Origin of the sequence: Mahella australiensis 50-1 BON (assembly GCF_000213255.1) — a bacterium.
GTDB classification, from domain to species: domain Bacteria; phylum Bacillota; class Clostridia; order Mahellales; family Mahellaceae; genus Mahella; species Mahella australiensis.
Genome location: NC_015520.1, coordinates 2,203,876 through 2,230,564, shown reverse-complemented (window position 1 = coordinate 2,230,564; position 26,689 = coordinate 2,203,876). Strand labels below are relative to the sequence as shown.

Genomic DNA, 26,689 nt, shown 5'->3' with positions numbered 1-26,689 from the left:
CTCGACTATGCATAATATTGTATGAACAGTTGCCCAGAACAATTTTTAACTGGCATGTTGCATACAATAGCCGTTTATATGTGTAAAATAACATTTTTTTAATCTGCTTTACATTTTTATCATTGACGTTATACAGAGTATACATTAACATCGTTTATAACAGGATGTCATATTAATGATAAAGCCATTGGGAAAGTGATAAACAATGGTGGAGATGAAGCTATTACAGTATAGATGATGCTCTAAACAAAGAATGCCGTGATTTAATATTTAAACATGAGGAATGGTATTTTATTCAAAATTATTATATTAAGGGGGATATACAAATGTTGAAAACCAAACGAGTAGCAAAATGGATTGTTGGATTGTTGGTATTCGTGCTTTTATCGACGGCCATGGTGCCGGGAATGGCTATGAATACTCATGCTGAATCGAAATTTGTTAGGATAGATGCAACTACCGCTCCTTATGGAGGACAAGGGAGTTGGAGCCAAAATACCCAATATTCATTCTTTATGTTTAATGGTGGAGGCTGGTGGAGTGACTCCTGGGCTTGGATGTATAATGGATGCGGTAACTTAAACCAATATGTGGATTTTAAATTTGTAGGGACTTCTGTTGTACTATACATGAGAAAAATGGATATTGGCGGTATAGCGAAAATTTATATAGACGGTAATTTAGGAGCTAGTGTGGATACCTACAGCACTGAATTTATACAATCGGCTAAAGTATTCGAGAAGGATAACTTAGTTGCAGGGGAACATACGCTTAGAGTAGAAGTAGCCGGACAATCTATCGATGGCAATGCTTATATTGTTATTGAGGCATTTGAGTATATGTCTTGCGATTATTTATTCGAGCCGGAAAACTCAAATATTGAAATAGAAGCTGGCGAAGATGTGACAATTAGAATTCTCCGTAGTATAGAAGGGCAAAACCTCTCCGGCACGTACGATCTGGTTATGCCTGAAGGATGGATGATTGTTTCTGGTGAAGATTTCGTGGCGGGTAGTACTATAGACAACATTGTTATTCGCGTGCCAAATAATTATCGTGAAAGGTATGGTGAAATAAAGGTTACACCAAAAGCCTTAACAGGTGAGCCATATGCTTCTGCAATGACAATTAAGTTTGTAAACGTTAGCGCGTCGGTAAGCGTTATTTTTGGGACTACGCCAGTTGACAATGGCATTGTGGTATGGACAGGGGATGGTTCTGGCTATACGATAGAAACATATGATGGGAAATCAGGATGGCAAACCAAACCAGGTTACGGCGTAATTTACGGTAATGTGGATGATGGATATATATATGACGGCAAACATAAGGTGATAATAACCATTGAATATTATGATGCTAAAGTAGATGGAAAACAGAACTTTGGTTTAACTTATGATGGAGTATCATATCCTTGGTCAGGCGGGCCGACTACAACAACGTATTTGACTGGAACCAATACGTGGAAAACAGTGACATACACCATAGATGATGTTAAATTTGCTAATAGGGAAAATGGCGGAGATTTTAGGATACATACAAGTGTTCCGATATGCTTTCATAGCATTACTGTAGAGAGAATTCCTATAGTAACAATAGAAGGAGCCAGTAGTAAATCAGGAAATATATTCTTTGAGAATGAGGCACCTTCAATAAATCTCTTTTTCGGCAACCAATTTGCTTCAACTGTTGAGTTAACAGTGAATTATTATGTGCTTGACTGCATGAACAGCCCTGTTGACGATGGAACATTTGATATTATTTTAATGCCAAAAGAATCAAAACTTACAAAGGCGTTAACGTTTAGCATAATGCCTAAAGGAACATACACTTTGGTTATTAATGCTAGAAATTCAGACAGCTCTATAAATATAAGTGAAAAATATAATTTTAGTGTGATAACAAATTTAGACGGTAAGGATATAGCTACATTTTTAGGAATGAATACACATTACTGTGTTAGTTGGCCTGATGTAGATAAGGGGTTGCCTTTAATTAAACAAACAGGTGCCATAAATATTAGGGATGGTAGGGAAGGGGCTACTGCAATTGTAGACAAGATAATATCTGCCGGTTATAGATTGTTAACAGGTGTTTATCTGGGGCAGCCGGATTCAGATGGGTCTTACAATGAATGGGCAGAGCAAGTTGTTAAACCTTATGCTGAAGAAGTAAAAGGAAAGGCGGAATATTTTGAGATTGGAAATGAACCTAACGGCTCAACCTCGCCGGAAGAATACGTAAAAATGTTGGAGGCTGCTTATCCTGTTATAAAAAACATAGATCAAAATATAAAAGTTGTCTGTGGTGTTGCATTCGGTTATGATGCACCATGGCTTAAAAAAATAATTGACTTAGGTGCCTTGGATTATTCGGATGCGATGTCTTTTCACATATACTCAAATCAAAATCCTGAAAACGAAGGACTGGTTAATAGCTTCCAAGATTTAAATAATTACATTAAAGGGAAAGGAATAATAAAGGATGTAGACTTATTGTTGACGGAAACGGGTTATGCAACACAAGATCCAGGATGGGGAGGTCTTTCAGAAATTATGTCAGCATCGTATGCGGCGCAATTATACGTTACTGGATTTGTAAACAATGAGCTTATAGATAGAATATATTGGTACGATTTTATGAACGATGGAACAGACCCGACTTTTTATGAAACAAACGGTGGTGTGGTAAGAGCTGATTTAACTGCAAAACCATCATATGTTGCATTTAACGCAGTATCTGATATATTAGCGGGAACAACCTATGTAAAATCGTACAATACTATTGATAATAATATAAGGATGTATAAGTTCCATAGAGATTCGGAAGATAAAAATGTCATTGTCCTATGGGCAAACAATAGTGATCAATATATAAACCTGAATCTGGGAAGCGATGATTTAAGAATTGCAGATATTTTCGGCAATTTTAAAAATTATGATACCATAAATGGAGCTGTAACACTAATGGCCTCTGCACAGCCTATATATATTGAAGGTAATTTTGTGCAAGACCCCATAATTGAGACAACCCCATCTTTTGCAACAGATACATCAAGTGTAACTGTTGCACCTGGTAATGATGTTACAATAAAAATAAATAGGTCTGCTGGTGCAGTTAATCTATCAGGCATGTATGCTGTTGACCTTCCGGTTGGGTGGCAATTAAAATCGGGTGAACAATTTAGTGCGGGTAGCTCAACAGATACATTAGTATTTAGTGCGCCTGATTCATCCGATATTAAAACAGGAGAAATACGCATATATCCTACGAGTTCTGCAGGAAATATATTTGGCGTACTTAAAGTACAGATAAATATAATAGATCCCTCGGTGTTAGAGGTGTTTCCCCAATTGAATGATAGTGGCAACGGATATGATATTGTTGTTAAAATAACAAATAGAAGCGATAAAATTTTATTACCCGGTGGGAAGGTAACTGTTTTGCAACCGGCAGATATGGCAGGAAATGCGACGTTTGATTCAGTAGCACCAAATTCTGCAGCAATAGTGAAATTTCCCATATCATCTATAGATGAATATACACCTACCTATGTAAAAATTCAAATTGACAGAGATGATGGGTATACTCAGATTATTGAGAGAAACGTAACCTCGTTGACAGCTATAAAAGCGGACAAACCAATTGATATAGAGGGTGTACTCAATGCCGATGAATGGAATGATGCCATGTCTTTTACACTTGATAAGGCATGGCAGGTTAAAGGAATGAGCGATTGGGGTGGTCCTAATGATTTGAGCGCAAAGGGATATATCAAGTGGGACACTGATTACTTATATATAGGCGTTAGTGTTATAGATAACATACATTATAATATATATCCGCCGTCGCAAAACTGGGCAGGTGACAGTATACAATTCTCGATTGATCCAGGAAGGGCGCAGGGACCCGGAATACTTCCACATACCGAAAATAACATTGCCTTAAGATCTGATACGGGTACGGTAACAATAACAGGCGGTTTTGGTGCAGCTGGCCTTACGAATTCAATAATTAAAGTAATGCGCAATGATAGCAGTAAAGTAACGAGTTATGAAATGGCTATCAGCTGGTCGGATATACTACCAACCGGAATGACGCCGAAATCTGGAACGGATCTTGGTTTTTCGCTTTTAGTCAATGATAATGATGAAACTGGCAGGAGAGGCTGGATAGAGTATATGAGTGGTATTGGCGCATCGAAGGATCCGACGTTATATGGTGATTTGATACTGACTGATCTGACATCGTTAGAGCTTGACGATGAAACTCCTCCCGTGAGCGAAATTCAAATTGAAGGTGAAGAAAACAACGGTTGGTATAAGAGCGATGTAACGGTCATATTGATGGCAGAGGATGATATATCCGGTGTTAATAAAACCCAATATAGTCTGGACAACGGAGAGACATGGTCTGACTATAGTGGGCCTGTTGTTTTGAGAGCCGACGGCCAATATGATATTATGTATCATTCTATTGATAACGCAGGCAATATTGAAGAAGCAAAAACTATAACCGTTAGAGTCGATAAAACTGCTCCAACATTCAGCTTAACGATTAACGACACATCCTTTGGAAATGGCTCAGTTTTTGAGGATTATCAACTTTTAAGCTTTGTCGTTGCAGTTGAAGATAACCTATCAGGTATTAAGTCATCGATTATTGCTATCGATGATAAGCCCTATCAAGCTGGTAAAGAGTTAAGTTTTGCAGGTAAACTGGGAGAACACAATATTAGCATTGTTATAGAGGATAAAGCGGGGAATAAGGTCGAGGCGGATTATATGTTTAAAGTAACAACCAGTATCGCTTCTATGCAAAAACTACTGTACGGATATGAGGTATCAAGGGATATCAAAACGCCACTGTTGGAGCAACTCAAGAATAATCTTAATCAGGTAGGGCATCAGCTCGATATAGGATACACGGATCAGGCCATCAAACACATGGAAGATTTTACAAAGCATTTAAATAGCAAAGCTATGAAGAAATTCATAACCGACGAGGCAAGAGCGGTTCTAAATACCGATGCTGATGCTCTTATCGAAATATGGTCGAAATAACATTTTTTTAATCTGCTTTACATTTTTATCATTGACGTTATATGAGGTATATACTAGCCTAATTTATAGGTGCTAAATGATGAAACTATTGGGGGGTGATTAATGATGATATTAATGAAGCTATTATGGAGCGGATAATATTAAAGGGGAAAAAGAAGTCTTTATATCAAATATAGTGTTTATAACATTAATCTATTATTCGCAATAAAGAAGGGAGAAATATTTAAATGACAGGTAAAAAATTGTTAATCATATTGTTGGCAATATTGGTAATGAGTTTAACGATTGTAGGATGTAGCAGTACTCCGCCGGCTACATTAGGTGATGAAGGTGCTAATCAACAGGAGCAGGAACAAGGAAGCAATGATTCAGGGGGAGCTGAACAACCGAAAGAAGTTACGATTTTAACTTGGGATAAACCTGACGATACGGCTTTGCCATGGCAAAAACAGCATTACGATGAAGTAATAAAAGCATTTAGAGAAAAATATCCGTGGATAAAAGTGGAGGATAAGTCATTGGCTCCGGGAACAGATTACAGGCAAAAATATGACCAAGCTTTATTATCAGGCGAAGAACCAACAGTAGCTGGTTGTTTCCCATATGTGGATATTCCGACCAGGGCCAGAGACGGTTCTATAGGGGATATGACAGAGCTGGTAGAGAATTGGGATTTGAAAAATCAAGGCAAAGTGTTTAATGGATACGAACAGGCTCTTCAGGTCGATGGTAAATGGTATGCGGTGCCTAGGGGTGCATATTTACAGTATATAGTCGTAAACAAAAAACTCGTTCAGGAAGCCGGATTGGATCCAGCAAATATTCCGACTACATGGGATGAATTCGGTAAGTTTGCTGGTCAACTCACAGATCCGAGTAAAAATCGCTTCGGTTTTGGCTTGATGGGGATGGAATGGTGTGCATGGCCGTTTACAAACTTTGTTTGGAATGCCGGCGGCGAGATGGGCGTGCCCAACGATGATGGAACATGGAAATTGACTTTTGCCGAACAGCCGGGTGTGGACGCGATTATGTTTTGGCATGATCTCATATGGAAGTATAAAGCTACGCAGAAAAATGTTCTCGAGAATTATACCGACCTTATAGCGGAATTCACGCAAGGCCGCGTAGTTATGGAATGGGGGGGCGTAGGAGGATTTTCAAGCGACTATGTTACTAAGTATGGCGGCGATATTAATGACCTTGATATAGCTGCAGTACCTGCTAAAGAGGGGTGCACAAATTATCATCTCAGCGGCGGCGAAACATGGACTATAAGCCCGAAAGCTACAGAAGAGCAAAAACAAGCCGCATGGATCTATATACAATATATGGGCTATGATGTCGATAAACTTAAGAGCGATGCTCAAGTCCAAGCTGCCAATAATGCCCCTATATTAACGCCTTCTCCTAGGACGGATTTTAATTATTTGGATTATGCGACGAATATACCGGAGTCATGGAAGCAAAAAATACCTGAGTTTTCAAAGACGGCAAAGGCAGAACCATGGTTTCCGCACTGGAATGATGTTAAGAACGCCTTAGTAAAGCCTATACAACAGATTATATTGGATAAAGATATTACAGCTCAGAAGGCGCAACAGATATTGCAAAAGTGCCAGGATGATCTTTATTCTAAATATCCTGATACGTTTAAAAAGTAAAGTAAGATGTATTACGGGGATTAATGTAAAATTAATCCCCTCATTGTAGAATTTTAGCGAAGAATATTTGGGAGGTATAAGTATGGCGAAAGTTAACATTACCCCTGCACACGCGAAGCATCAGACGAGATCTCTTGAACAGCATAATAATATACAAGGGTGGCTTTTTTTATTACCGGCTATCATTGCTTTTGGCTTATTTAAATATTATCCTATAATAGAAGGTATTTTTGTATCATTTTTTCGTTTTAATATAGCTAATCCGCCGGGAGAATTTGTGGGCTTGCAAAATTATATCAGAATGTTTTCGGATGCAGATTTGAAGACAGCGGCATTGAATACCATTGAATTTACAGGTATTTCATTTTTATTCGGCTTTTGGGGGCCTATAGTTTTAGCTATACTCATGAACGAGGTAAGGCGTTTCAATGCGTTTTTTAGGACTATGTATTATATACCGGCAATAGCGCCAGGTATTGCTATGTTGGTTTTGTGGAAATATATATGGAACCCTGATTACGGCTTGGCTAATTATCTAATATCTTTGGTCGGTTTACCGCCGCAGTTGTGGCTCAATGACCCTGCTCAGGTTAAGTGGGTTATGTTTTTTCCTGGCTTGATAATAGTCGGAGGAACCAATTATTTGATCTATTTAGCTGCCGTACAGGATACGCCTATCGAACTGTTTGAAGCGGCTTCCATTGACGGAGCGGGATTTTTTCAAAAGTTATGGCATATTTTGTTGCCCAGTATAATGCCTGTGGTCCAGATAATGGCATTATTACAGGTAATAGGCGCTATGCAAATATTTGATCAGCCTATGATAATGACAGGTGGAGGTCCGGCAGGTGCCAGTGAGACAATATCGCTGTATGCATTTAAGACAGCTTATACGGGCAACGATTATGGTTATGCTATGGCAATATTAGTAGGATTGTTTATAGTTCTTATAATATTGAGCTATATCCAAATTCGAATGCAACGTGAAGAAGATTAATATTTAGGAGTGATGTAGAATGGCGCTTATAACCGATAGCGAGATTAAAGTACCGAAGTATAAAGGCGCTTATGCCATTATCATAGCGATACTAAGCATTGGGATCCCGATTCAAATATTTCCATTTATTTGGCTTCTATCATCTTCATTAAAAGGTATAAGGGATATATTTGAACTTCCGCCTAGATTAATCCCCAAAGAATTCCACTTTGAGAACTATACGCAAGTATTTAAGCTTATTCCCCTTGGTCATTATTTTTACAATACATTTTTAATAGCAGCTTTAACAATTGCTATACAGGTTTCTATTAGCATTCTCGCGGCTTTTGCTCTATCAAAGCTAAAGCCTAAAGGAAGCAAATATATATTGTTGTTTTTCTTGGCTACTATGATGATACCAAACGAAGCGACTATGATACCTACTTATTTGGTAATGAGACGTTTTCCGATTACAGGTTGGAATCTTATAAATACCCCTTGGGCCGTTGTATTACCGTGGAGCGCCTGGGCATGGGCCATACTTCTTTTGAAAGGTTTTTTTGACGGCTTACCAGATGAACTCTTTGATGCGGCTAAAATTGACGGCGCATCAACTATGCAGGTATTGATTTCCGTAATGCTGCCGCTGTCTACACCTATTATAGCCATTGTGGTGCTTCAAACATTTTTAGCTGTTTATCAACAATTTGCTTTTCCATTAATAATGATGCCCGATTCCAAAGCATGGACCATAACTGTGGCGATATATAATATGGAGTCTAGCGGAAACTTCGGCTGGCATTTAATAATGGTATTGTTGGTATATGCGACCATACCGATGCTGATAGTATTTTTATTTGCACAAAAGTATCTGGTTCAGGGTATAAAATTGACAGGGATCAAAGGATGATAGATATTAATTTGACTATATGAGTATGAATGGAGTGAGTAGGTAGCGTGAAAATTACAAAGTTAGAGAGTATATTTGTTAAACCGCGGTGGCATTTTTTAGAAGTTTATACCGATGAGGGCATTGTAGGCCTTGGAGAACCTATAGTTGAAGGTAGAGCCCGGACAGTAGCGACGGCCGTAAAAGAAATGGAGCCTTACCTGATAGGGCAGGATCCACTGCAGATAGAGAAACATTGGCAAGTATTGTATAGAGGAACATTTTATAGAGGCGGGCCGGTATTAGTTAGTGCTATAAGCGGTGTAGAACAAGCATTATGGGATATAGCCGGAAAGTGGTTCGGTGTACCGGTGTATCAATTGTTGGGAGGGGCAGTCCGGGAACGTGTCCGAGTATATGCCCATATAGCAGGTAATACGCCGGACGAATGCGCAGAATCTGCCAAGGGAAAGGCGGATGCCGGTTTTACGGCGTTGAAAACATCATTTGATACTCCGGTGAGAGCTATTGATTCCTTGGCATTCTTAGAGGAGTGTGAAAAAAAGATAGCAGCTATACGAAATGCGATACCTAAAGATGTGGATGTAGCCATCGATTGTCACGGTAGATTTAGTCCGGCTATGGCAGTAAAGCTGGCTAAAATATTGGAGCCGTATGGTATAATGTTTTTGGAAGAGCCTTGTCTGCCGGAAAATGCCGATGCAATGGTTAAAATAGCTAATTCAACGTCTATACCTATAGCTTCCGGAGAAAGACTTTTTACAAGGTGGGGATTTAGAGAAGTTATTGAGAAGCAAGCCGTTTCGATAGTACAACCCGATTTATGCCATTGCGGCGGCATAATGGAGGCAAAGAAAATAGCTGCTATGGCGGAAGTTTATTATATCTCGGTCGCGCCTCATAATCCGCTGGGGCCTATTTCGTTGGCGGCAGGCTTACAACTAGATGCTAATATTCCAAACTTTTTGTGTCAAGAACAAGTGTCGACAGGAGAAGGATATATAAAGCATCCGTTTGAAATCAAAAACGGTTATATCGATATACCTAAAAAGCCTGGCCTAGGGATAGAACTCGATGAAGAAGCTATAAAAGGTAAATTATATGATGGCGGATGGGATACTCCAAGGTGGTATTATAAAGACGACGGCTCTTTTGCCGAATGGTAGAGACATATCTTAATATAATTTCACTTAGGATGTTTTATGGGCAATTTATGAACATTATTTTATCTTTGTTCATAAATTGCCTTAATAATGCCTGCTTACTAGAATTTATTACCTTTTAGACCTGAAATTGTAATATTAAATACAGTAGATACCAAAAGGATTGCGGTTATAGCAATGCTGTTATATAATATTTGTGCGTCAAGATAGATGATTAATATTTTTGGCCTATTATAGGGAGGAGAAAGTTTATGAACATACCTGAGAATTATATCGAGAGGATCTATTCCGGATGGCTGGGGAAAATTATAGGCGTTCGCCATGGAGCCAATGTGGAAGGTTGGACTTATGACCGCCTGCAGCGCACGTTTGGTGAGATAAGTACATATCCATATGAATTTAAAAATTTCGCTGCCGATGATGATACAAATGGACCAGTGTTCTTTATGCGAGCATTGGAGGATTACGATCGCACCGATGATATAACGCCCCGAGAAATGGGCCTTACCCTCCTGAATTATGTACCTGACGGTCACGGATTTTTTTGGTGGGGAGGATATGGCAAATCGACGGAGCACACAGCTTATGCAAACTTGAAGGGTGGGATTATGGCGCCGCGTTCCGGCTCTATAGAACAAAATGGTGTTTCTGTGGCTGAGCAGATAGGTGGACAGATATTTATAGATGTATGGGGTTTCTTGAATCCAGGTCAACCTCATAGAGCTGCCGATTATGCTAGAAAAATGGCTAGTGTTACGCACGGCGGCAACGGTATATACGGCGGTATGTTCATAGCGGCTTGTGTAGCTCAGGCGTTTATAGATAATGATATAGAAAAAATCATACAAGCTGGGTTGTCAGTTATACCCGCTGATTGCGAGTATAACCGTATGGCGGGAACCATTATAGAATTTTATCATTCTCATCCGGAAGATTGGCGACAGTGTTTTAAATATGTAAGGGAACACTTTGGATACCACCTTTATCCGGGCAACTGCCATATTATACCTAATTCTGCTGTAATAGTGCTATCCCTGCTATACGGACAAGGTGATTTCTCCAGGACTATAAACATATGCAACATGTGCGGCTGGGATACTGACTGCAATGTGGGTAATGCCGGTGCTATAGTAGGCACGATGAACGGCATAGATGGTATAGCTCGCTCATGGATAGAGCCTATAAACGATTTCCTGTGCTGTTCCAGCACCATAGGGTCCTTAAATATATGGGATATACCGGCGTTAGCCAGTTATACTGCTAATTTAGGATATAAGATAGCAGGCGAGCGGCCTCCGAAAACATGGTGTGAGATATTAAACGCTAAAGATAGATACTTTCATTTTGAGTATCCAGGTTCCACACATGCTTTCCGCACTGACAGCGATGAAGTATCTTGCAAAATGATACTCTCGAATACGAGTGAAGCGGCACATGCTGGTAATCGTTCCATTAAGATAACGGTACCCAAAGCTCACGCAGGCAATGCCGTACGTGTATACTACCAAACCTATTATACGCCTGATGATTTCGATGATAGCCGTTACGATCCGGATTTCTCATCGGTGCTGTATCCCGGTCAGAGAATAGAAACTTATATTAAAGTACCTAAGGATGTAGATGGTATAATGGCATCGCTGTATGTAAAAGACAGGAACTCGGGGAAACGTTATTATGGCCCCAAGATTATGGTTGAAGCCGAGCAATGGGTGCGCTTGTCTTATGATATACCCGGCATGTCTGATGCAGTTTTGTCAGAGTCGGGGATCGAATTTATGCCCGGACAACGCTTTATAGGCAGAGGAGAATTTCCAATAACAATTTATTTAGATGACTTTCGATTTATGGGTAAACCATGCTATAGCATAGATTTCTCCAAAGAACGAATAGAAAGATGGAAAGGTTTGCACGAGATGGTGAGCCAACTTACTTATCTAAGAGGATTATGGACTTTGGAGGACGGACAGTTAAGCGGCAGTTATTGCGGGGGAGTCGCTGAAAGCTATACCGGCGATGTCAAGTGGAAGGATTACCGCTTTGAAGCCAGGATTATACCAAAGTTAGGTGAATTTCATAATGTTAATTTTCGTGTGCAGGGGGCCATGCGCTCATATGCGGTGGGACTGGCGCCGAATAATACTATAGCGCTATATAAAAAGAGCGGCGAATATAATGTGCTGGCACAGTCCGAATTTGATTGGATAAATGGGCATATGTATACTATAGAGATAGAAGTTGTAGGTAATGAGTATACGGTATCAGTAGATGGGAGAAATCTTATAGAATATAAGGATGAAACTAGTCCATACATGCATGGCCAAATAGGATTTTCCAATTTTGGAGGCAGTCACACGCATTATGCCGGTTTTGCTGTAGAAGGAATATAAACGCTTATAACTTTTGGGTATTATACAGTAGCATTCGTTATTGCAATAAAGTACGTCTGATGCTAAACTATATACATGATAATTATAGAAAAAGCAAATGCTAAGATAAATCTTTTCCTGGATATAATAGGCCGGCGCCAGGACGGATATCATCTTTTGAAGATGATAATGCATAGCATACCGCTTTATGATACAATAGAAATAGACGAGGCCGATAATGGTATAATATTGGAGGGCTCTAGCAATTGCTTGCCATGGGATAATACCAATCTGGCTTATAAAGCTGCCGAAGCGTTTTGCAGATATTTCAATGTATCATATGGGGCACGTATATACATTGACAAGCGCATACCTGTTGCTGCGGGACTGGCTGGCGGCAGCAGTGATGCAGCTGCCGTATTAAGGGGTTTGAACAAACTATGGGGTATAAAAGCGACGGTTCAGGAGCTTAGAGATATAGCTCTTACCTTGGGCGCTGACGTGCCTTACTGCGTTGAAGGCGGCACTGTATTGGCCGAAGGCATAGGCGAGAATCTTATCCCGTTAAAGGCTTTACCGCAGGGATATTTGGTTTTGATTACACCGCCTATTGCCATATCGACGTCGGCAGCATATAAAGAATGGGACGGAATGGATATTAAGCCTCATGCAGCTATAGAACCCATACTTGAAGCCATAGAGCGTAAGGACCTAAGGCTTATAAGCAAATGTATGTTCAACACTTTGGAAATAGTTGCGCTTAAGCATTATCCTATAATAGACGAGATAAAAAATATTATGTTTCAATGCGGGTGTTTAGGCACTTGTATGAGCGGTAGCGGTCCATCTGTTTTTGGTATATTTGATAGCCGTGTGAGTGCTGTAACGGCTGTTGATAGGCTTAAAACCATTGTTTCAGGCAGCGAAGTTTTTTTGTTACAGCTTGTGGGAGAAAGGGAGGAAATATGCTGAATGCTATTATACTAGCCGGCGATAATGAAGACGACCACAGCGCTTTAGAAGGCAATAAAGCGCTAATGCTTATAGACGATAAGCCGATGATAGAGTATATAATCGATGCGTTGAGAGCAGCACCCCATGTCGGTAAGATATCGGTGGTAGGTCCTGCTGAAGAACTTGAACCGGTTATAGGTGATAAGGTGGATTATATAATACCACAAGGCTCTTCTATGCTAGAAAATGCCAGCAGAGGTATAGAGGTGTTCGCCTCGGATGAGCATGTGCTCATACTTACGTCTGATATACCTATGATAACGCCCGAGGCTATAGAGGACTTCATAAAGCGTAGTGAAGATGTAAAAGCAGATTTTTGTTATCCTATAGTTAATAAAGAAATAAATGAAAAACGATTTCCAGGCGTCAAGCGTACATATGTAAAGCTAAAAGATGGTACATTTACCGGAGGCAATATCATTTATATTTCTCCTGCGGTATTTAAAAGATGCAAGGACTTCGCCGAAAAATTGATAGAGTTTCGTAAAGAACCTATAAAAACAGCCAGGTTACTTGGCATCGGTTTGCTTATAAAATTGGTGCTGGGTATAGGTACTATTCAGCAAATCGAACAACGTTTCGGTCAGATATTGAATATAACAGCCAAGGCCATAATATCCGATTACCCTGAAATAGGAAACGATGTGGATAAGCCCAATGACATTGAAATGGTAATGAAATACTTTGCTCAAGGTAAGTCGCAACCAATATGAAAATATCTAGCAGGTATGGGACGTGCTTGACTACCTGAGTCTAGAGCATATAATTTGGAGTAAATATAAAGAATACTGTATTTCTATGCGTCCATAATATAAATTTAGCGATAATAGGCTACATATAAATTTATGGGAAGGTAGGTGTTTGATATATGACATCAAAAGAACGATTATTGGCAGTACTAAATGATCAACATCCGGACAGGATACCGTGGGCGCCATTGATAGATGGATATTATACATCATCACTTGCTGAACAGGGCATACATGAGATGAATGTGGTAGAGACGCTGCGTTATATAGGTGCTGATGTGTTTGAACGACATGTACCTGTAGTAAGGGAAAAAACGGATGCTAGTGTGAAGTATTCGGTAAGACGTGAAGGCGACAAGGAGATTCAGACCTTTGAAACGCCGGTTGGCAGCGTATATCAAGTATATCAGCAAGGTGGAAATACCAGCTTCAGAATAAAACATTTTATAGAAAATAAAGACGATGTAAAGACGTACAAGTATGTCGTTCAAAGCCGCTATTACGAGCCTGACTACCAGCCATTCATAAAAGAGCAGGATTATATAGGCGATGATGGTCTGGCAACCGCGTCAGGTCCACTAACGCCGATACAAGTATTGCTACAAGATATTATGGGTATAGAGGGCTTTACCTACGCTGTAGCCGATTATCCCGATGAGATGCATGACCTTATGGAGGCCATGCATAAGAGCAATCTGGAATGCTATAAGGTTATGGCTGAATCGCCGGCTGAGATTATAATCGTATATGAGGATACATCTACTACTGTAATGAGCCCAAGATGGTTTGATATGTACTGTACCGACTATCTGAATCAATACGCCGACGTATTGCATAAAGCTGGGAAGATTTATATATCACACATGTGCGGTAAATTAAAGGGAATGCGCTATCAGGTGGCTAATCTTACGGTAGATGGAGTCGACTCGATATGTCCGCCTACTACAGGCGATACATGGGCACATGAGGCCCTAGAGATGTGGCCGGGCAAGGTTATCATAGGCGGTATAGAGCCGCCGGCGTTGAAGCGCATGAGCGTTGATCAAACGAAAGAATACGTGCTGGACATACTTGAAAATATAGCTCCGGGCGATAGATTCATATTATCCACTGGTGATGCTACATCTTATGGTACGCCTATAGAAAACCTTATAGCTATAACCGAATTGATAAAACAATACGGTAATTATCCGATAAAATTTTAATCTTCCGGCTTTTGTGCAATACTGGCTCATATTTCAACCGGAGCGTAAGCGGGGAGTATTTGTGGCCAAGCAACGATATAAAAATGTTTAAAAAGGTCAATAACTGTTAATACTTCATATTAGGTAATGCGATACTAAGGAGGAGCTAATGTGAAAGTAAAAAAACAGTTATTGGCCTTTATTGTACTGACTATAGCAGCGGTGGCATTTTTGCATGCTGGCTATACGCCGGCATCGGCAGATACGCCGCAACTTACCAGTGACAATATAATAAGGTTTCATGTAATTGCTAATAGTGATTCGCCGGAGGATCAAGCGCTTAAGCTTAAAGTGCGTGATCGCATATTGAATGAAGTGCATAATAGATTTGACAGTGCAAACGATATAAATGAACAACGTAAGGCTATAATGGACAACATGTCCTATATAGAAGCCATAGCTAATGATGAAATAAAAAGATCCGGCAAAGATTATACTGCCAAGGTTTACTTTGGATACTATGATTTTCCAACTAAAGTTTACGGCGAAATGGTTTTTCCGGCCGGCACTTATGAGGCATTAAGGATCGTGATAGGACAAGGAGAAGGCGCCAATTGGTGGTGTGTCATGTTCCCGCCGCTTTGCTTTATAGATACCGATCATGGCGTGGCCAAGGAAGCTACAGAGCCATCCCCGGAGTCTCAGCCTGTGCGCAAACCGGTTGATCAGGCTACGGCTAAAGCTCAGCAACCTGATAAAGATGATGAGGATGCACAAGAAACAGAGGATGTACCGAGTATAAATTTTAAGTTTAAAATAGCTGAGTGGTGGGATGAGGCATGGCCCAGCATATCGAATATTTTTACCGTACGATGAGCGCATAAATTATTGTTGCATTTGTCCCCTGATTGCGCTAATATTATATAGTTTATTAATAGAGGAAGGGGGCATGATACTTGCCGGATCAAAACGAAATGCCGCTTTTGGAGGCATTGAAAAAATATGTAGAGGATGGCGTTATATCCTTCCATGTGCCGGGACATAAGCAAGGACGCGGCGTCCCGCTGTGGCGCGAATATGTAGGCGCGCGGGTGCTGCAGATAGATGCAAACGGCATGGAGGACCTCGATAATATATGCAATCCTATAGGAGTTATAAAGCAATCGGAGCGTTTGATGGCCGAATTGTATGATGCCGACGATTGCTTTTTTTTGGTTAACGGCACCACACAGGGCGTACAAGCTATGATATTGGGAAGCTGTGAGCCGGGAGATGAGATTATAGTACCCAGAAATGCTCATAAATCCACAATAGGAGCTTTTATATTAAGCGGCGCTGTGCCGGTATACATTACGCCTGAAATAAACGAGGAGCTTGGAATTGCAATGGGTATGGATGTGGAAAGTGTTCAAAGAGCTGTTGAAAAGCACATCTATGCCAAAGCTGTATTTGCTATAAACCCGACATATTATGGTGTTGTATCAGATATAAGGGCTATAACCGCTATAGCTCACGATAACGCGATGATGATGCTGGCCGATGAAGCCCATGGAGCTCATTTCCCATTTCATGACGAACTGCCGGAGCATGCCATGAAAGTGGGTGCTGATATGAGCTCAGTGAGTATACACAAGACGGGCGGTTCTATGACACAAAGCTCAATTTTATTGATTAAAGGTGAAGAAGCGTGGGCTGCCAATATGAAAACTGTTTTAAATCTCACTCAGACTACCAGCGCGTCCTATGTATTAATGGCTTCCCTGGATGCAGCCCGATATCAATTAGCACATGAAGGTACGCAACTTATAGACAAAGTGCTACAATTAGCCCGTTATGCCCGCAATAAGATAAATCAAATAGATGGATTATATGCTTTTGGGCAGGAAGTAGCGGGTACTCCCGGAAGCTTTGGTTTTGACGAAACTAAGCTGGGCATAAATGTAAGGCGGCTGGGCATAACAGGATATGAGATGGAATATATACTGCGCCATGAGCACAATATACAGGTGGAGATGGCTGATCTTTATAATATATTGGCTATTATAGGGATAGGCGACGATCAGAATACCATCGATCGCTTAATAGAAGCATTAAAGAAGGTGGCGCTTAAACAAGGTGTACATCCCATGCGTAATAATACCTTGGTGCCATGCGTGCCTCATGTGGTAATATCGCCGCGCGAGGCCTATTATAGCCGCAAGCGTTCGATACGCCTTGAACAGGCGGTTGGCGAGATTAGCGGCGAGATGATAATGGCTTATCCGCCGGGTATTCCGGCCGTTTGTCCGGGAGAAAGGATCACGCAGGATGTGGTGGACTATGTGAATATATTAAAAGAAGAAGAGTGTCAGCTCCAAGGCACAGAGGATCCATATGTCAATTATATAAAAGTTTTGGGTGAATAAAAGGCAGCATCAATAAGCTGTCTTTTTCTTATGAAAGCTATGCTTATGCCGCTCAGCTTCGTAATATTCCAAGATGAGCCTGTCTAGTTTTTTGCTGATATTTAATATTTCATCCGATGCTAATTCATCGTTTTTATTATTCTCCAGCAATCGATTGAGCAATCGCTGAAGAATTTTTATTTCTATTATAAGATCATTCATTTCATCCACCTTTTTTATCATCCAAAATGTTTCCAAATATATTGTAACATTTTAGACAAATATATTCAATAAGCGATCGAATATCCGTATATTAGATAATATATTACAAAAAATATAACCGTAAACTAAATTGAGGAGTGAAAGGATTGAAAAAACGATATGCCATTTTAAGCCTAGCAGTGCTTATAACCATTGTAAGCACAACGGCTATATGCTTTGAGATGCCGAAATTTGCGGAGGCGCAAACCGGTAATCTATACTATGGTGCTAAAGGCGATAAGGTAGCCGAAGTCCAACGTAAGCTGAAACAATGGGGATACTATGATGGGCCTGTAGATGCTTCCTATGGGCCGAAGACATTTGCAGCGGTGCAACAATTTCAAAGAAAAAACGGCCTAAAAGTCGATGGTGTGGTTGGTCCGGCTACAGCGGCAGCTATGGGTGTGACCCTTAATACCGGTAAGCCATCTACAGCCTATACACCTTCACGCGGCGGTTCAAACCGCAATGACGTATTATTGCTGGCAAGGCTCATACACGGCGAGGCCCGAGGAGAACCCTATATAGGTAAAGTAGCGGTAGGCGCTGTGGTATTGAATCGTGTGGAAAGCCCAAAATTTCCCAATACCATTGCCGGTGTTATATATCAACCGGGGGCTTTTACTGCAGTGGCCGACGGTCAGATGTGGCTGGATCCGGATCAAGAGTCGATAAACGCCGCAGTGGATGCCCTAAATGGATGGGATCCATCAGGCGGAGCTATCTATTACTATAATCCCGCCAAGACCACCAGCGGATGGATATGGAGCCGGCCGGTTATAACGGTGATAGGCAAGCACAGGTTTGCCAGATAGAAGGAGGTTGTATAAATGAAGCGAAGGCATTGGATACTACCCATGGTTCTTGCGACATCATTGGTGGTAGTAGGCTTGTGGGGATATGACCAGTATCGCCAAAAGCAGCAATATAACATATATATGGAAAACCTTTACGAAAAGTCTTTCTATAATCTCGTTTCTTATACGCAAAGCATAGAGGGGAATATGTCGAAACTAATGGCTACCGCTACGCCTGCCCAATATTCGCTTATACTTACCGATATATGGAGACAGGCTGAAAGCGCGGGTGATTCATTGGGGCAATTGCCTATATCCCATATAGCGCTGGATAATACGGCTAAATTTCTCAATCAAATAGGCGATTTTTCATATTATCTGGCTCGCAACGCCACCAAAGGCAAGACCATAAGCGGAGAAGAATGGCGTAAACTCGAGGAACTGCATAACTATAGCGCCGACATGAAATCCCAACTTCTAGCTCTTGAACAGGATGTAAGCGCCAATCATATATCGTGGAGCGAGATAATGCAAAAAGGCGGTCGCACATTAAATAATCAGAAGGCACCTACAGTGGATAGTCATTTCCAAGATATAGAAAAAACCATGATGGATTATCCGACTCTCATATATGACGGACCATTTTCAGAAAGCGTGGAGCGACGCAAGCCTTTAGGATTGATAGGAAATAGTGTATCATATGAACAGGCTCAAAAGATAGCTGAGAACTTTATAGGAAAAGACGTTGTAGCATCTATAAGAAAGATAGGTGAGGATAAAGGCGCTATACCTACATGGAATATGGAAATAACGCCCAAGAATACCTCTCGGCCGCACATTTTTATAAATATAAGCAAAAAGGGCGGCCGAATAATATGGATGACCAGTTCTGCCACAGCGCCAAAGCAAAATATGACCATACAACAGGCCATGGACAAAGCCGGTACTTTTTTAAGAGAAAAAGGATATAAGAATATGGCAGCTACCTACGCACAGCATTATAATGGCATAGCCATAATAAACTTTGCCTATAAACAGGATGATGTAATAGTATATCCCGACCTTATAAAGGTGAAGGTTTCAATGGACGATGGCAATATAGTAGGTTTTGAATCTACAGGATATCTTATGTCGCATATACAGCGTAAGCTGCCTGAACCGACACTTACGGAGAAAGAAGCCCGCGAATTCGTCAGCGACAGGCTGAGTATAAAATCAGCCCGCTTGGCTGTTATACCTACTCCAGCCAAAAACGAAGTGCTGACTTATGAATTTAAAGCCGAATTTGCGGGTGAACAATACCTTGTGTATATAAATGCCTTAAATGGAAATGAAGAAAATATACTGAAAATATTGACTACTGATAATGGTATATTGACTATTTAGGAAGTATTTTAGCAGGATAAATAAAATAACGGGAGGTACACTAATACCAAGCTGATCAGCGAACAGTTGCAACGCCAACATCAAAAGACGATTGGAGGCGCAGACTATGGCTAGAAAGAATCACAGCTTAATGTCTGATGAGCTTAAAATGGAATTGGCCAAGGAACTCGGCGTATATGAGACGGTACGAAATGAGGGTTGGGGCGGCGTGAGCTCCAGGAACTGCGGTAATTTGGTATCAAAGGCTATCGAATATGCCGAAAAGAATCTGCAGAATTCCACAAAGTAACCGTGCAAAAGGAAGGCTTCGGCCTTCCTTTTGCTATTGCATAAAAATTATAAAAAGTATATAATTTTATTGTAAAAACTGTTTGTAGAAATTTCAGTAGGGGGTCCATGCAATGCCTAAAAAAAGCGTTTTTGTAAGATTCTTAATTTCGTATGTGCTTATATTATCTATTCCTTTAGGTATAGGGAGTATAGCATATATGAAAGCCGGCCAAATAGTGGAGCAGGAATCCACGCGCTATAATATGGCTATGTTACAGCAAGTGCGCCAAGTTGTAGACGCGCAGCTTATGGATATGAAACAGTTTGCTTTGGAGATAACATATAATCCCAATATACAAGCTATGCTGGAAGGTACGGGAGATGATGTAAAGCAACGCCAGCTTGTTGTAAAAACCCTAAGCGATTTATTCAGGTATAAAAGCATGAACCAATTTATAGACGATGTATATATATACTTTAAAAACGATGATACTATTATAAGCCCCGCAGGGCAATGGCATCCATCGTTTTTTTATGATAATATGTATCATTACGATGATATAAGCTATGATCAGTGGTATGGCTATCTAAAAAGACAGGATGGCTTTAATGGTTATCTGCCGCTTCAGTCTATGCAGGCAGGCAAATGGCCGGAGAATGTTATAACCTATATACAACCGCTCATGTGGCGTTCCAAGGTATATGCAGGCAATCTGATTATACTCATAAATGAACGCAAAATATACGATTTATTGAAAAATATAGAGTTGGCTAATCATGGCCTCATATATGTAGTAGATGGACAAAATAATATGATAGCGAGTACAAAGAATAATTATGATAATCTCACAGCTCCATTAACTGTACCTGATGCACCGGGATTCAATAATATGTTTGGCAGAGAAGGCACTGTTACAGCCAATTATGATAACGAAGATGTAGTGGCTTCTTATGCTACATCGTACGTAACTGATTGGAAATATGTTTCGATTGTGCCGACAAGCATCTTCATGGATAAAGTGGAGTATATACGTACATTTACATTATGGACTATGGCTGTATGCCTGGTTATTGGATTGGTATTGGCTTATTTCCTCGCGTCAAAAAATTACAATCCCATAAAAGAGTTGATCGCAATGTTGTCCAGCAAATCAAATACTGTGGGAGAGCCGACGTATAAGAACGAATATGATTTTATAAAAGAAGCTATAACGTCTACCGTGGACGAAAGTCAAAGGATTAAAGACACATTATCCAGTCAACGCCCTATGCTAAGGACCAATCTATTATTCAGGCTTATACACGGTCATGTCGACAGTCAGGGCAAAGATAATATAGATAGGTCATTGGAGCTTTTTGATATCCAATTGATATCCGACAAATTTGCGGTCATGGTGATGGATATAGATGATCGCAGCGGCTTCATAAAGGCTGACTCAGAATATGAATGGGCGCTGGTGCGATTTGTCACCACAAATGTTATGGAGGAATTAGGCAACCGAGTGGGTAGGGCTTATATGGTGGAGCTCAATAAGGATCAATTGGCTTTACTGATTAACTTCGATGATTCCAATACTGCCGGAGTTGCAAATATTATGATGAATATAGCTCAGGAAGCAAAGATATTTTTGGAGAGAGAGTTTAATTTTTTCTTGACGATAGGAATCGGCGATGTGCATGAAGGCATACCGTCTATAGAAACGTCTTATAGAGAAGCAGTTACAGCGTTAAATTATAAGATAATAAAAGGTAGTCATACCATAATATATTATGGAGATATACAACAAAAGGAACAGAATTATTATTACCCACTGAACATAGAGCTCCAACTCATCAATTATATAAAGGCAGGAGAATTTGAAAAGGCGGAGGGCATATTGAATGATATATTGCATGAAAATTTCATTGAAAGAAGTCTCCCATACCGCCTTATACAATGTCTTTTCTTTGATATAATGAGCACAGCTATAAAGACGCTCAATGAGATAAAAGTAGACTATGCAGATATATTCGGGCCTGTTTTCAATCCTGTAGAGCAAATTCTGGAGTGCCAGACGGTGGAACAGATGCATGATACAATAAAAAATATATATGAACGTATATGCAGCTATATAATAGACAATCGAAAAAGCCATAATGTAGAATTGTGTAAGAGGATTATAGCGTATATAGAGGAGCATTATAATGATGTAAATCTTGGTGTGGCTACGATAGCTGAATATTTTAAGCTTAATCCATCTTATTTATCTTATTTTTTCAAAGAACAGACTGATCAAAATATGACCGATTATATAAATGCTGTGCGGCTAAAAAAGGCCAAAGAACTTTTAAACGATGAGAACCTATCCATAAATGAGATAGCGAAAAAAATAGGCTATGGCACATCAGCGCGTTTTATCCGCGTATTCAAAAAGGGCGAAGGCATAACGCCAGGTGAATACAGAAATGGCGTGGCTTTCTAAGATACTGTATATTGAAAATAAGATTTTAAACATCGTAATTCCAACGCATTGTTTATCCATATAAGAAATTAGAAATTTACAGTTGTCCCTTTCTCACCTATGATATAAGGGTAAGGTTTGGGAACCACATTATTATATAGGAGGTGATAAGGGGCAATTTTATTATATGGGAAAGCCCATCCCTATGTAATATATAATAGAAATAGGAGATAGGAGGAATATAATATGCGAAGAACGAGGAAGGTTTCAGTTTTTGTGGCATTGTTGCTGGTGTTGTCACTGCTGCTGGTGGCCTGTGGCAATCCTGCTGAGACACCGCCGGCAGGTGGGGAGCAGAGCTCTACTGATACAAATGAGCCGAGTGGAAGTACTTCGACAGATCAAGAGGCACAGGGTGACGCAACAATAATTACTATCAATGCTATATTTGATCCGCCTCCGGCAATAAATGGGAACCCTTGGGCACCACCAGGGTTAAACAATTTAGGAGACCTAGTATATGATCGATTGTTTGATTGTGTTCCTGATGTAAAGGCAGGTAAAACAGAATTTATTCCTATGCTTGGAGAGTCATTCGAGGAAGAGGGTAATAAACTCATAATACATTTGAGACAAGGCATAAAGTGGAGTGACGGAACACCGTTTACTAGTAAAGATGTTTTATCCACTTATTATTTGGGTTTCATGGCTGGTTGGCCTATGTGGAAATACGTTGATACCATCGAAACCCCGGATGATTATACGGTAATTATAAATTGGAGAAACACCGGTTCGGTAATGGCTCCGATGGCTTTTGCTAATCTTATACAAGGTCCTTATCATATATATGGCAAATGGGCTGATCAGTTAGCTCCGTTGACGGAAAAAAGAGATGCACAAGGTAACGTTGATCAGGCAACAAACGATGCAATAGCCGCGATAAGAGAAGACCTGTATAAGTTTAAACCGGCAGTAACGGAAATAGTAGGTAACGGTCCTTACATTATATCTAATTTAACAGCATCTGAAGCTATATTAAAGAAAAATCCTAATAGTTGGTCTGCCAGTAATTTAAAAATAGAGCAGGTAAAAGCACTTAGAGATACGACTACTGAGGCATTTGTTTCTAATATTATGAGTGGAGCATATGATCTCGATGTAGGTGGTGTTGCTCCTGATGTTCTAAAGCAACTGCAGGAAAAAAGCAACTGCAGGAAAAATATCCTGAAATGAAAATTGTATGGTCCCCTGAATATAGCCAACCTTCTATGCAATTTAATGTTAGCAAGTATCCGTTAGATAATCCAAACGTCAGAAAAGCAATAATATGTGCTATAGATAAGAAGGCGTTGCTTGAGGTAGCTGAGCCAGGTACTCAAATGCCTGATACCTATTGTTCAGGTTTAACACCGACTATAAGGGATTCATGGTTAAGCCAAAATATATTGGACGATATGGAAGATTATGCGTATGATCCATCTAAAGCTGAGGCTTTATTGAAAGGAGAAGGCTGGAGCAAAGGTTCTGATGGGTTCTGGCGTGATTCCAAAGGACAATTGGTACAGCTTGAAGTAGCAGCCATGAATTCATGGGCTATATTCTTTATGTGCGGAGATGCGATTGCTAACCAGCTCAATGAGTTTGGCTTAAAAACAGAATATAAAGCTATGGAAATAAGTGCATATTGGGATTATTTGGATAGGGGCCAAGCTATGATGAGCTTTGATTTTCGCCCAGGTGGATTATCGTATGCTGGACAACCGTGGGAATTTTACAGGAGCATTTATGCAGATGGTGCTGTAAGGATGGGGTTAAAGGCCCCTACAGCAAGCGGTGATCCCAAGATAAACGTGAAATTATCTTCTGGTGAAACCGTAGATCCCATATCCTTATTGAATGATCTGTTTTATGCCACGGATAAGGATAAACAAGCAAAGATAACGGAAAAATTAGCACAAGCCACCAATGAATTTGTGCCTATTATGCCGATAGGCGAGAAGACAGCACCGATAAAAATACACAACACTAAATTATCTTATCCTGATGATCCGTTGTTGCCGGAATGGTATGGAGGAGCTAATACGCGTGTGATAGCAAGATTATTAAAATTAGGCGAGCTGTATTATAAGTAAATAAGACCCCTTAAGGATTAACCGCATGTTTTGAGCATGCGGTTAATCCAACCTATAATGTGAAGAGGTGATAAAATGGCTTGGATAAGAAGGTTAATGTTGATTATACTGACAATATTTTTTGCTATGACCATTACATTTGTAGTGATAAGAATGATGCCCGGTAATCCTGTAGAAACCTTAGCCATGGATATGGTGAGAAATCAGGGCGTAAATTATGAAGAGGCGTATGCACGTGCTAAATCGATGTTAAACTATGATCCGGACATACCGATAATCCAACAGTACAGTAGATATGTTTCGGGTTTATTAAAGGGGAATTTCGGCGAATCCATGTCATTTAAAAAGCCAGTTGTACAGGTTATTGCAGGTGCACTGCCATGGACGTTATTGTTATTGTCCATTTCGTTGTTTATTTCATTTATAATTGGTATATTTATAGGCATGTACGTGGCATGGAAGAGAAATACCATAGTAGACCCCATCGTTTCTATTTATGCCTCTATTGCCGGCTCAATACCGGATTATATAGTGGGCCTTATCTTAATAATCATATTTGCGGTAAACTTGAAGTGGCTTCCTAATCGGGGACCATATGATTCGTCCGTTATGCCCGGCTTCAATTGGCCTTATATATCCAGTGTGCTAGAACATGCTATACTGCCGATAAGCGCTTATGTTATTACCGGTTTGGGAGGATGGGCATTGGCTATGAAAGGCAATGCTATAAGCGTTCTTGGGGAGGATTACGTAACAGCGGCAAAGGCCAGAGGATTATCGCAAAGGAGAATAATAACTACATACGTAGGTAGGAATGCTCTTTTGCCTCTGATAACCAACTTGGCTATATCGTTCGGTATGATGTTCGGCGGTTCACCGCTTGTTGAGAATATATTTGTTTATCCGGGTGTGGGATATTTTTTGAATCAGGCTGTCGGACGCAGAGATTTTACGCTTATGCAGGGCATGTTTCTCATGATAACGATAGCAGTTGTGCTGGCTAATTTGATAGCTGAGATACTGTATTCTATCTTGGATCCTCGAATCAGGCAGGAGGGATAAACTGTTATGAACACGATAAAAGGGTTCTTTAGTGTGATAAATCGAAATAAGCAAGCTTTTGTAGGCTTAATTATCTTGCTTATATTTTTGTTTATGGCTGTAGTTGGTCCTTATATTATACCACTTGCTACGCAGACCAATTATGCAGAACGGCTTCAACTCCCATCTTTGGAGCATCCTCTTGGTACGGATTATGCGGGTAGAGATACATTGTCTCAATTTGTGCATGGCTCCAGAAACGTGCTTGTAGTTGCTTTTTTATCGGCATTATTTACTTTATTAATAGCGTTTATTATGGGTACAGTTTCAGGTGTGGTAGGTGGCACAGTAGATGCTATATTAATGTTTATCACAAATATTATATTAACAGTTCCAAGTTTTCCTATAATGATGGTATTGTCAATGGTTATAAAAATATCAGATCCTGTGACTTTCGGACTAGTGCTGAGCATATGGTCATGGGCGGGGTTAGCCAGGGCTATACGGTCACAAATACTTTCATTAAAACAAAGAGATTTTATTGAGGCCAGCCGCATATTGGGTCTGGGTCTGCCACATATAATATTCGCTGAGATGTTACCCAATATTACATCATATATAGCTATAAATTTTATAATGATAATGCGAGGGGCTATTACAGCCAGTGTTGGCCTCATGGTGTTGGGGCTTGTTCCATTTTCATCTACTCATTGGGGAATGATGCTACAGATGGCAATATCTAATACTGGAGCATTATATGGTTCTAGCGCTATTATTTATTTCCTGGTACCGGTACTAGGCATAATGTTTTTCCAGATGGGATGCCTGTTTTTCGCAAATGGCCTGGACGAGGCATTGAATCCCAGACTACGTGCGCAGTGAGGTGAG

The 26,689-nt window shown here is 40.2% G+C and carries 20 protein-coding genes; 19 read left to right on the top strand and 1 reads right to left on the bottom strand.

Annotated elements, in window-relative coordinates:
* The first annotated feature begins 326 nt into the window (after nucleotides 1-326).
* The 11 genes from MAHAU_RS10400 (at nucleotide 327) to MAHAU_RS10350 (ending at nucleotide 17,494) form a co-directional block, all read left to right on the top strand.
* A complete protein-coding gene (locus tag MAHAU_RS10400) occupies nucleotides 327-5,063 on the top strand; it encodes an OmpL47-type beta-barrel domain-containing protein (protein ID WP_013781688.1) in 4,737 nt (1,578 codons plus the stop codon).
* Nucleotides 5,064-5,290: 227 nt separating this feature from the next.
* Nucleotides 5,291-6,727, top strand: coding sequence for an ABC transporter substrate-binding protein (locus MAHAU_RS10395; RefSeq protein ID WP_013781687.1), 1,437 nt, complete (start codon nucleotides 5,291-5,293; stop codon nucleotides 6,725-6,727).
* Nucleotides 6,728-6,809: 82 nt separating this feature from the next.
* A complete protein-coding gene (locus MAHAU_RS10390) occupies nucleotides 6,810-7,724 on the top strand; it encodes a carbohydrate ABC transporter permease (RefSeq protein ID WP_013781686.1) in 915 nt (304 codons plus the stop codon).
* A gap of 19 nt (nucleotides 7,725-7,743) precedes the next feature.
* Entirely contained in the window at nucleotides 7,744-8,613 is an 870-nt protein-coding gene (locus MAHAU_RS10385) for a carbohydrate ABC transporter permease (protein WP_013781685.1), read from the top strand.
* Nucleotides 8,614-8,660: 47 nt separating this feature from the next.
* Nucleotides 8,661-9,779, top strand: coding sequence for a galactonate dehydratase (gene dgoD / locus MAHAU_RS10380; RefSeq protein WP_013781684.1), 1,119 nt, complete (start codon nucleotides 8,661-8,663; stop codon nucleotides 9,777-9,779).
* A gap of 248 nt (nucleotides 9,780-10,027) precedes the next feature.
* Nucleotides 10,028-12,163, top strand: a complete 2,136-nt coding sequence (locus MAHAU_RS10375; RefSeq protein WP_013781683.1) for an ADP-ribosylglycohydrolase family protein — start codon at nucleotides 10,028-10,030, stop codon at nucleotides 12,161-12,163.
* Nucleotides 12,164-12,238: 75 nt separating this feature from the next.
* Nucleotides 12,239-13,114, top strand: a complete 876-nt coding sequence (gene ispE / locus MAHAU_RS10370) for a 4-(cytidine 5'-diphospho)-2-C-methyl-D-erythritol kinase (RefSeq protein WP_013781682.1) — start codon at nucleotides 12,239-12,241, stop codon at nucleotides 13,112-13,114.
* Nucleotides 13,108-13,869 (top strand): nucleotidyltransferase family protein, encoded by a 762-nt coding sequence (locus MAHAU_RS10365; protein WP_013781681.1) that lies wholly within the window; start codon nucleotides 13,108-13,110, stop codon nucleotides 13,867-13,869. Before ispE ends, MAHAU_RS10365 begins: the two co-directional genes overlap by 7 nt.
* 155 nt (nucleotides 13,870-14,024) lie before the next feature.
* A complete protein-coding gene (locus MAHAU_RS10360; RefSeq protein WP_013781680.1) occupies nucleotides 14,025-15,110 on the top strand; it encodes a uroporphyrinogen decarboxylase family protein in 1,086 nt (361 codons plus the stop codon).
* A 210-nt stretch (nucleotides 15,111-15,320) separates the two neighbouring features.
* Entirely contained in the window at nucleotides 15,321-15,965 is a 645-nt protein-coding gene (spoIIR, locus tag MAHAU_RS10355; RefSeq protein ID WP_483466652.1) for a stage II sporulation protein R, read from the top strand.
* 98 nt (nucleotides 15,966-16,063) lie between these two features.
* Nucleotides 16,064-17,494 (top strand): aminotransferase class I/II-fold pyridoxal phosphate-dependent enzyme, encoded by a 1,431-nt coding sequence (locus MAHAU_RS10350; protein ID WP_041644578.1) that lies wholly within the window; start codon nucleotides 16,064-16,066, stop codon nucleotides 17,492-17,494.
* A 9-nt stretch (nucleotides 17,495-17,503) separates the two neighbouring features.
* Here MAHAU_RS10350 and MAHAU_RS10345 read toward each other — a convergent pair whose 3' ends face one another.
* Nucleotides 17,504-17,716, bottom strand: coding sequence for an aspartyl-phosphate phosphatase Spo0E family protein (locus MAHAU_RS10345; RefSeq protein ID WP_013781677.1), 213 nt, complete (start codon nucleotides 17,714-17,716; stop codon nucleotides 17,504-17,506).
* Nucleotides 17,717-17,841: 125 nt separating this feature from the next.
* Between MAHAU_RS10345 and sleB the strand changes: the two genes are divergently transcribed.
* The 8 genes from sleB to MAHAU_RS10305 all read left to right on the top strand — a co-directional run bounded on the left by sleB (nucleotide 17,842) and on the right by MAHAU_RS10305 (nucleotide 26,683).
* Nucleotides 17,842-18,549, top strand: coding sequence for a spore cortex-lytic enzyme (sleB, locus tag MAHAU_RS10340; protein ID WP_013781676.1), 708 nt, complete (start codon nucleotides 17,842-17,844; stop codon nucleotides 18,547-18,549).
* Nucleotides 18,550-18,564: 15 nt separating this feature from the next.
* The gene (ypeB, locus tag MAHAU_RS10335) at nucleotides 18,565-19,917 is read left to right on the top strand and encodes a germination protein YpeB (RefSeq protein WP_013781675.1); all 1,353 of its coding nucleotides are present in this window, start codon (nucleotides 18,565-18,567) and stop codon (nucleotides 19,915-19,917) included.
* Between the two features lie 106 nt (nucleotides 19,918-20,023).
* Nucleotides 20,024-20,206: a small, acid-soluble spore protein, alpha/beta type gene (locus tag MAHAU_RS10330; RefSeq protein ID WP_013781674.1), complete on the top strand. Its 183-nt coding sequence runs from the start codon at nucleotides 20,024-20,026 to the stop codon at nucleotides 20,204-20,206.
* Nucleotides 20,207-20,318: 112 nt separating this feature from the next.
* Nucleotides 20,319-22,649, top strand: coding sequence for a helix-turn-helix domain-containing protein (locus MAHAU_RS10325; protein WP_013781673.1), 2,331 nt, complete (start codon nucleotides 20,319-20,321; stop codon nucleotides 22,647-22,649).
* A gap of 225 nt (nucleotides 22,650-22,874) precedes the next feature.
* Nucleotides 22,875-23,861, top strand: a complete 987-nt coding sequence (locus MAHAU_RS10320) for an ABC transporter substrate-binding protein (protein ID WP_041644080.1) — start codon at nucleotides 22,875-22,877, stop codon at nucleotides 23,859-23,861.
* On the top strand, nucleotides 23,858-24,760 hold the full coding sequence (locus MAHAU_RS10315) for an ABC transporter substrate-binding protein (RefSeq protein WP_041644078.1): 903 nt from the start codon (nucleotides 23,858-23,860) through the stop codon (nucleotides 24,758-24,760). Before MAHAU_RS10320 ends, MAHAU_RS10315 begins: the two co-directional genes overlap by 4 nt.
* Nucleotides 24,761-24,835: 75 nt before the next feature.
* Entirely contained in the window at nucleotides 24,836-25,822 is a 987-nt protein-coding gene (locus MAHAU_RS10310) for an ABC transporter permease (RefSeq protein ID WP_013781672.1), read from the top strand.
* A 6-nt stretch (nucleotides 25,823-25,828) separates the two neighbouring features.
* Nucleotides 25,829-26,683: an ABC transporter permease gene (locus MAHAU_RS10305; RefSeq protein ID WP_013781671.1), complete on the top strand. Its 855-nt coding sequence runs from the start codon at nucleotides 25,829-25,831 to the stop codon at nucleotides 26,681-26,683.
* Nucleotides 26,684-26,689 lie beyond the last annotated feature (6 nt).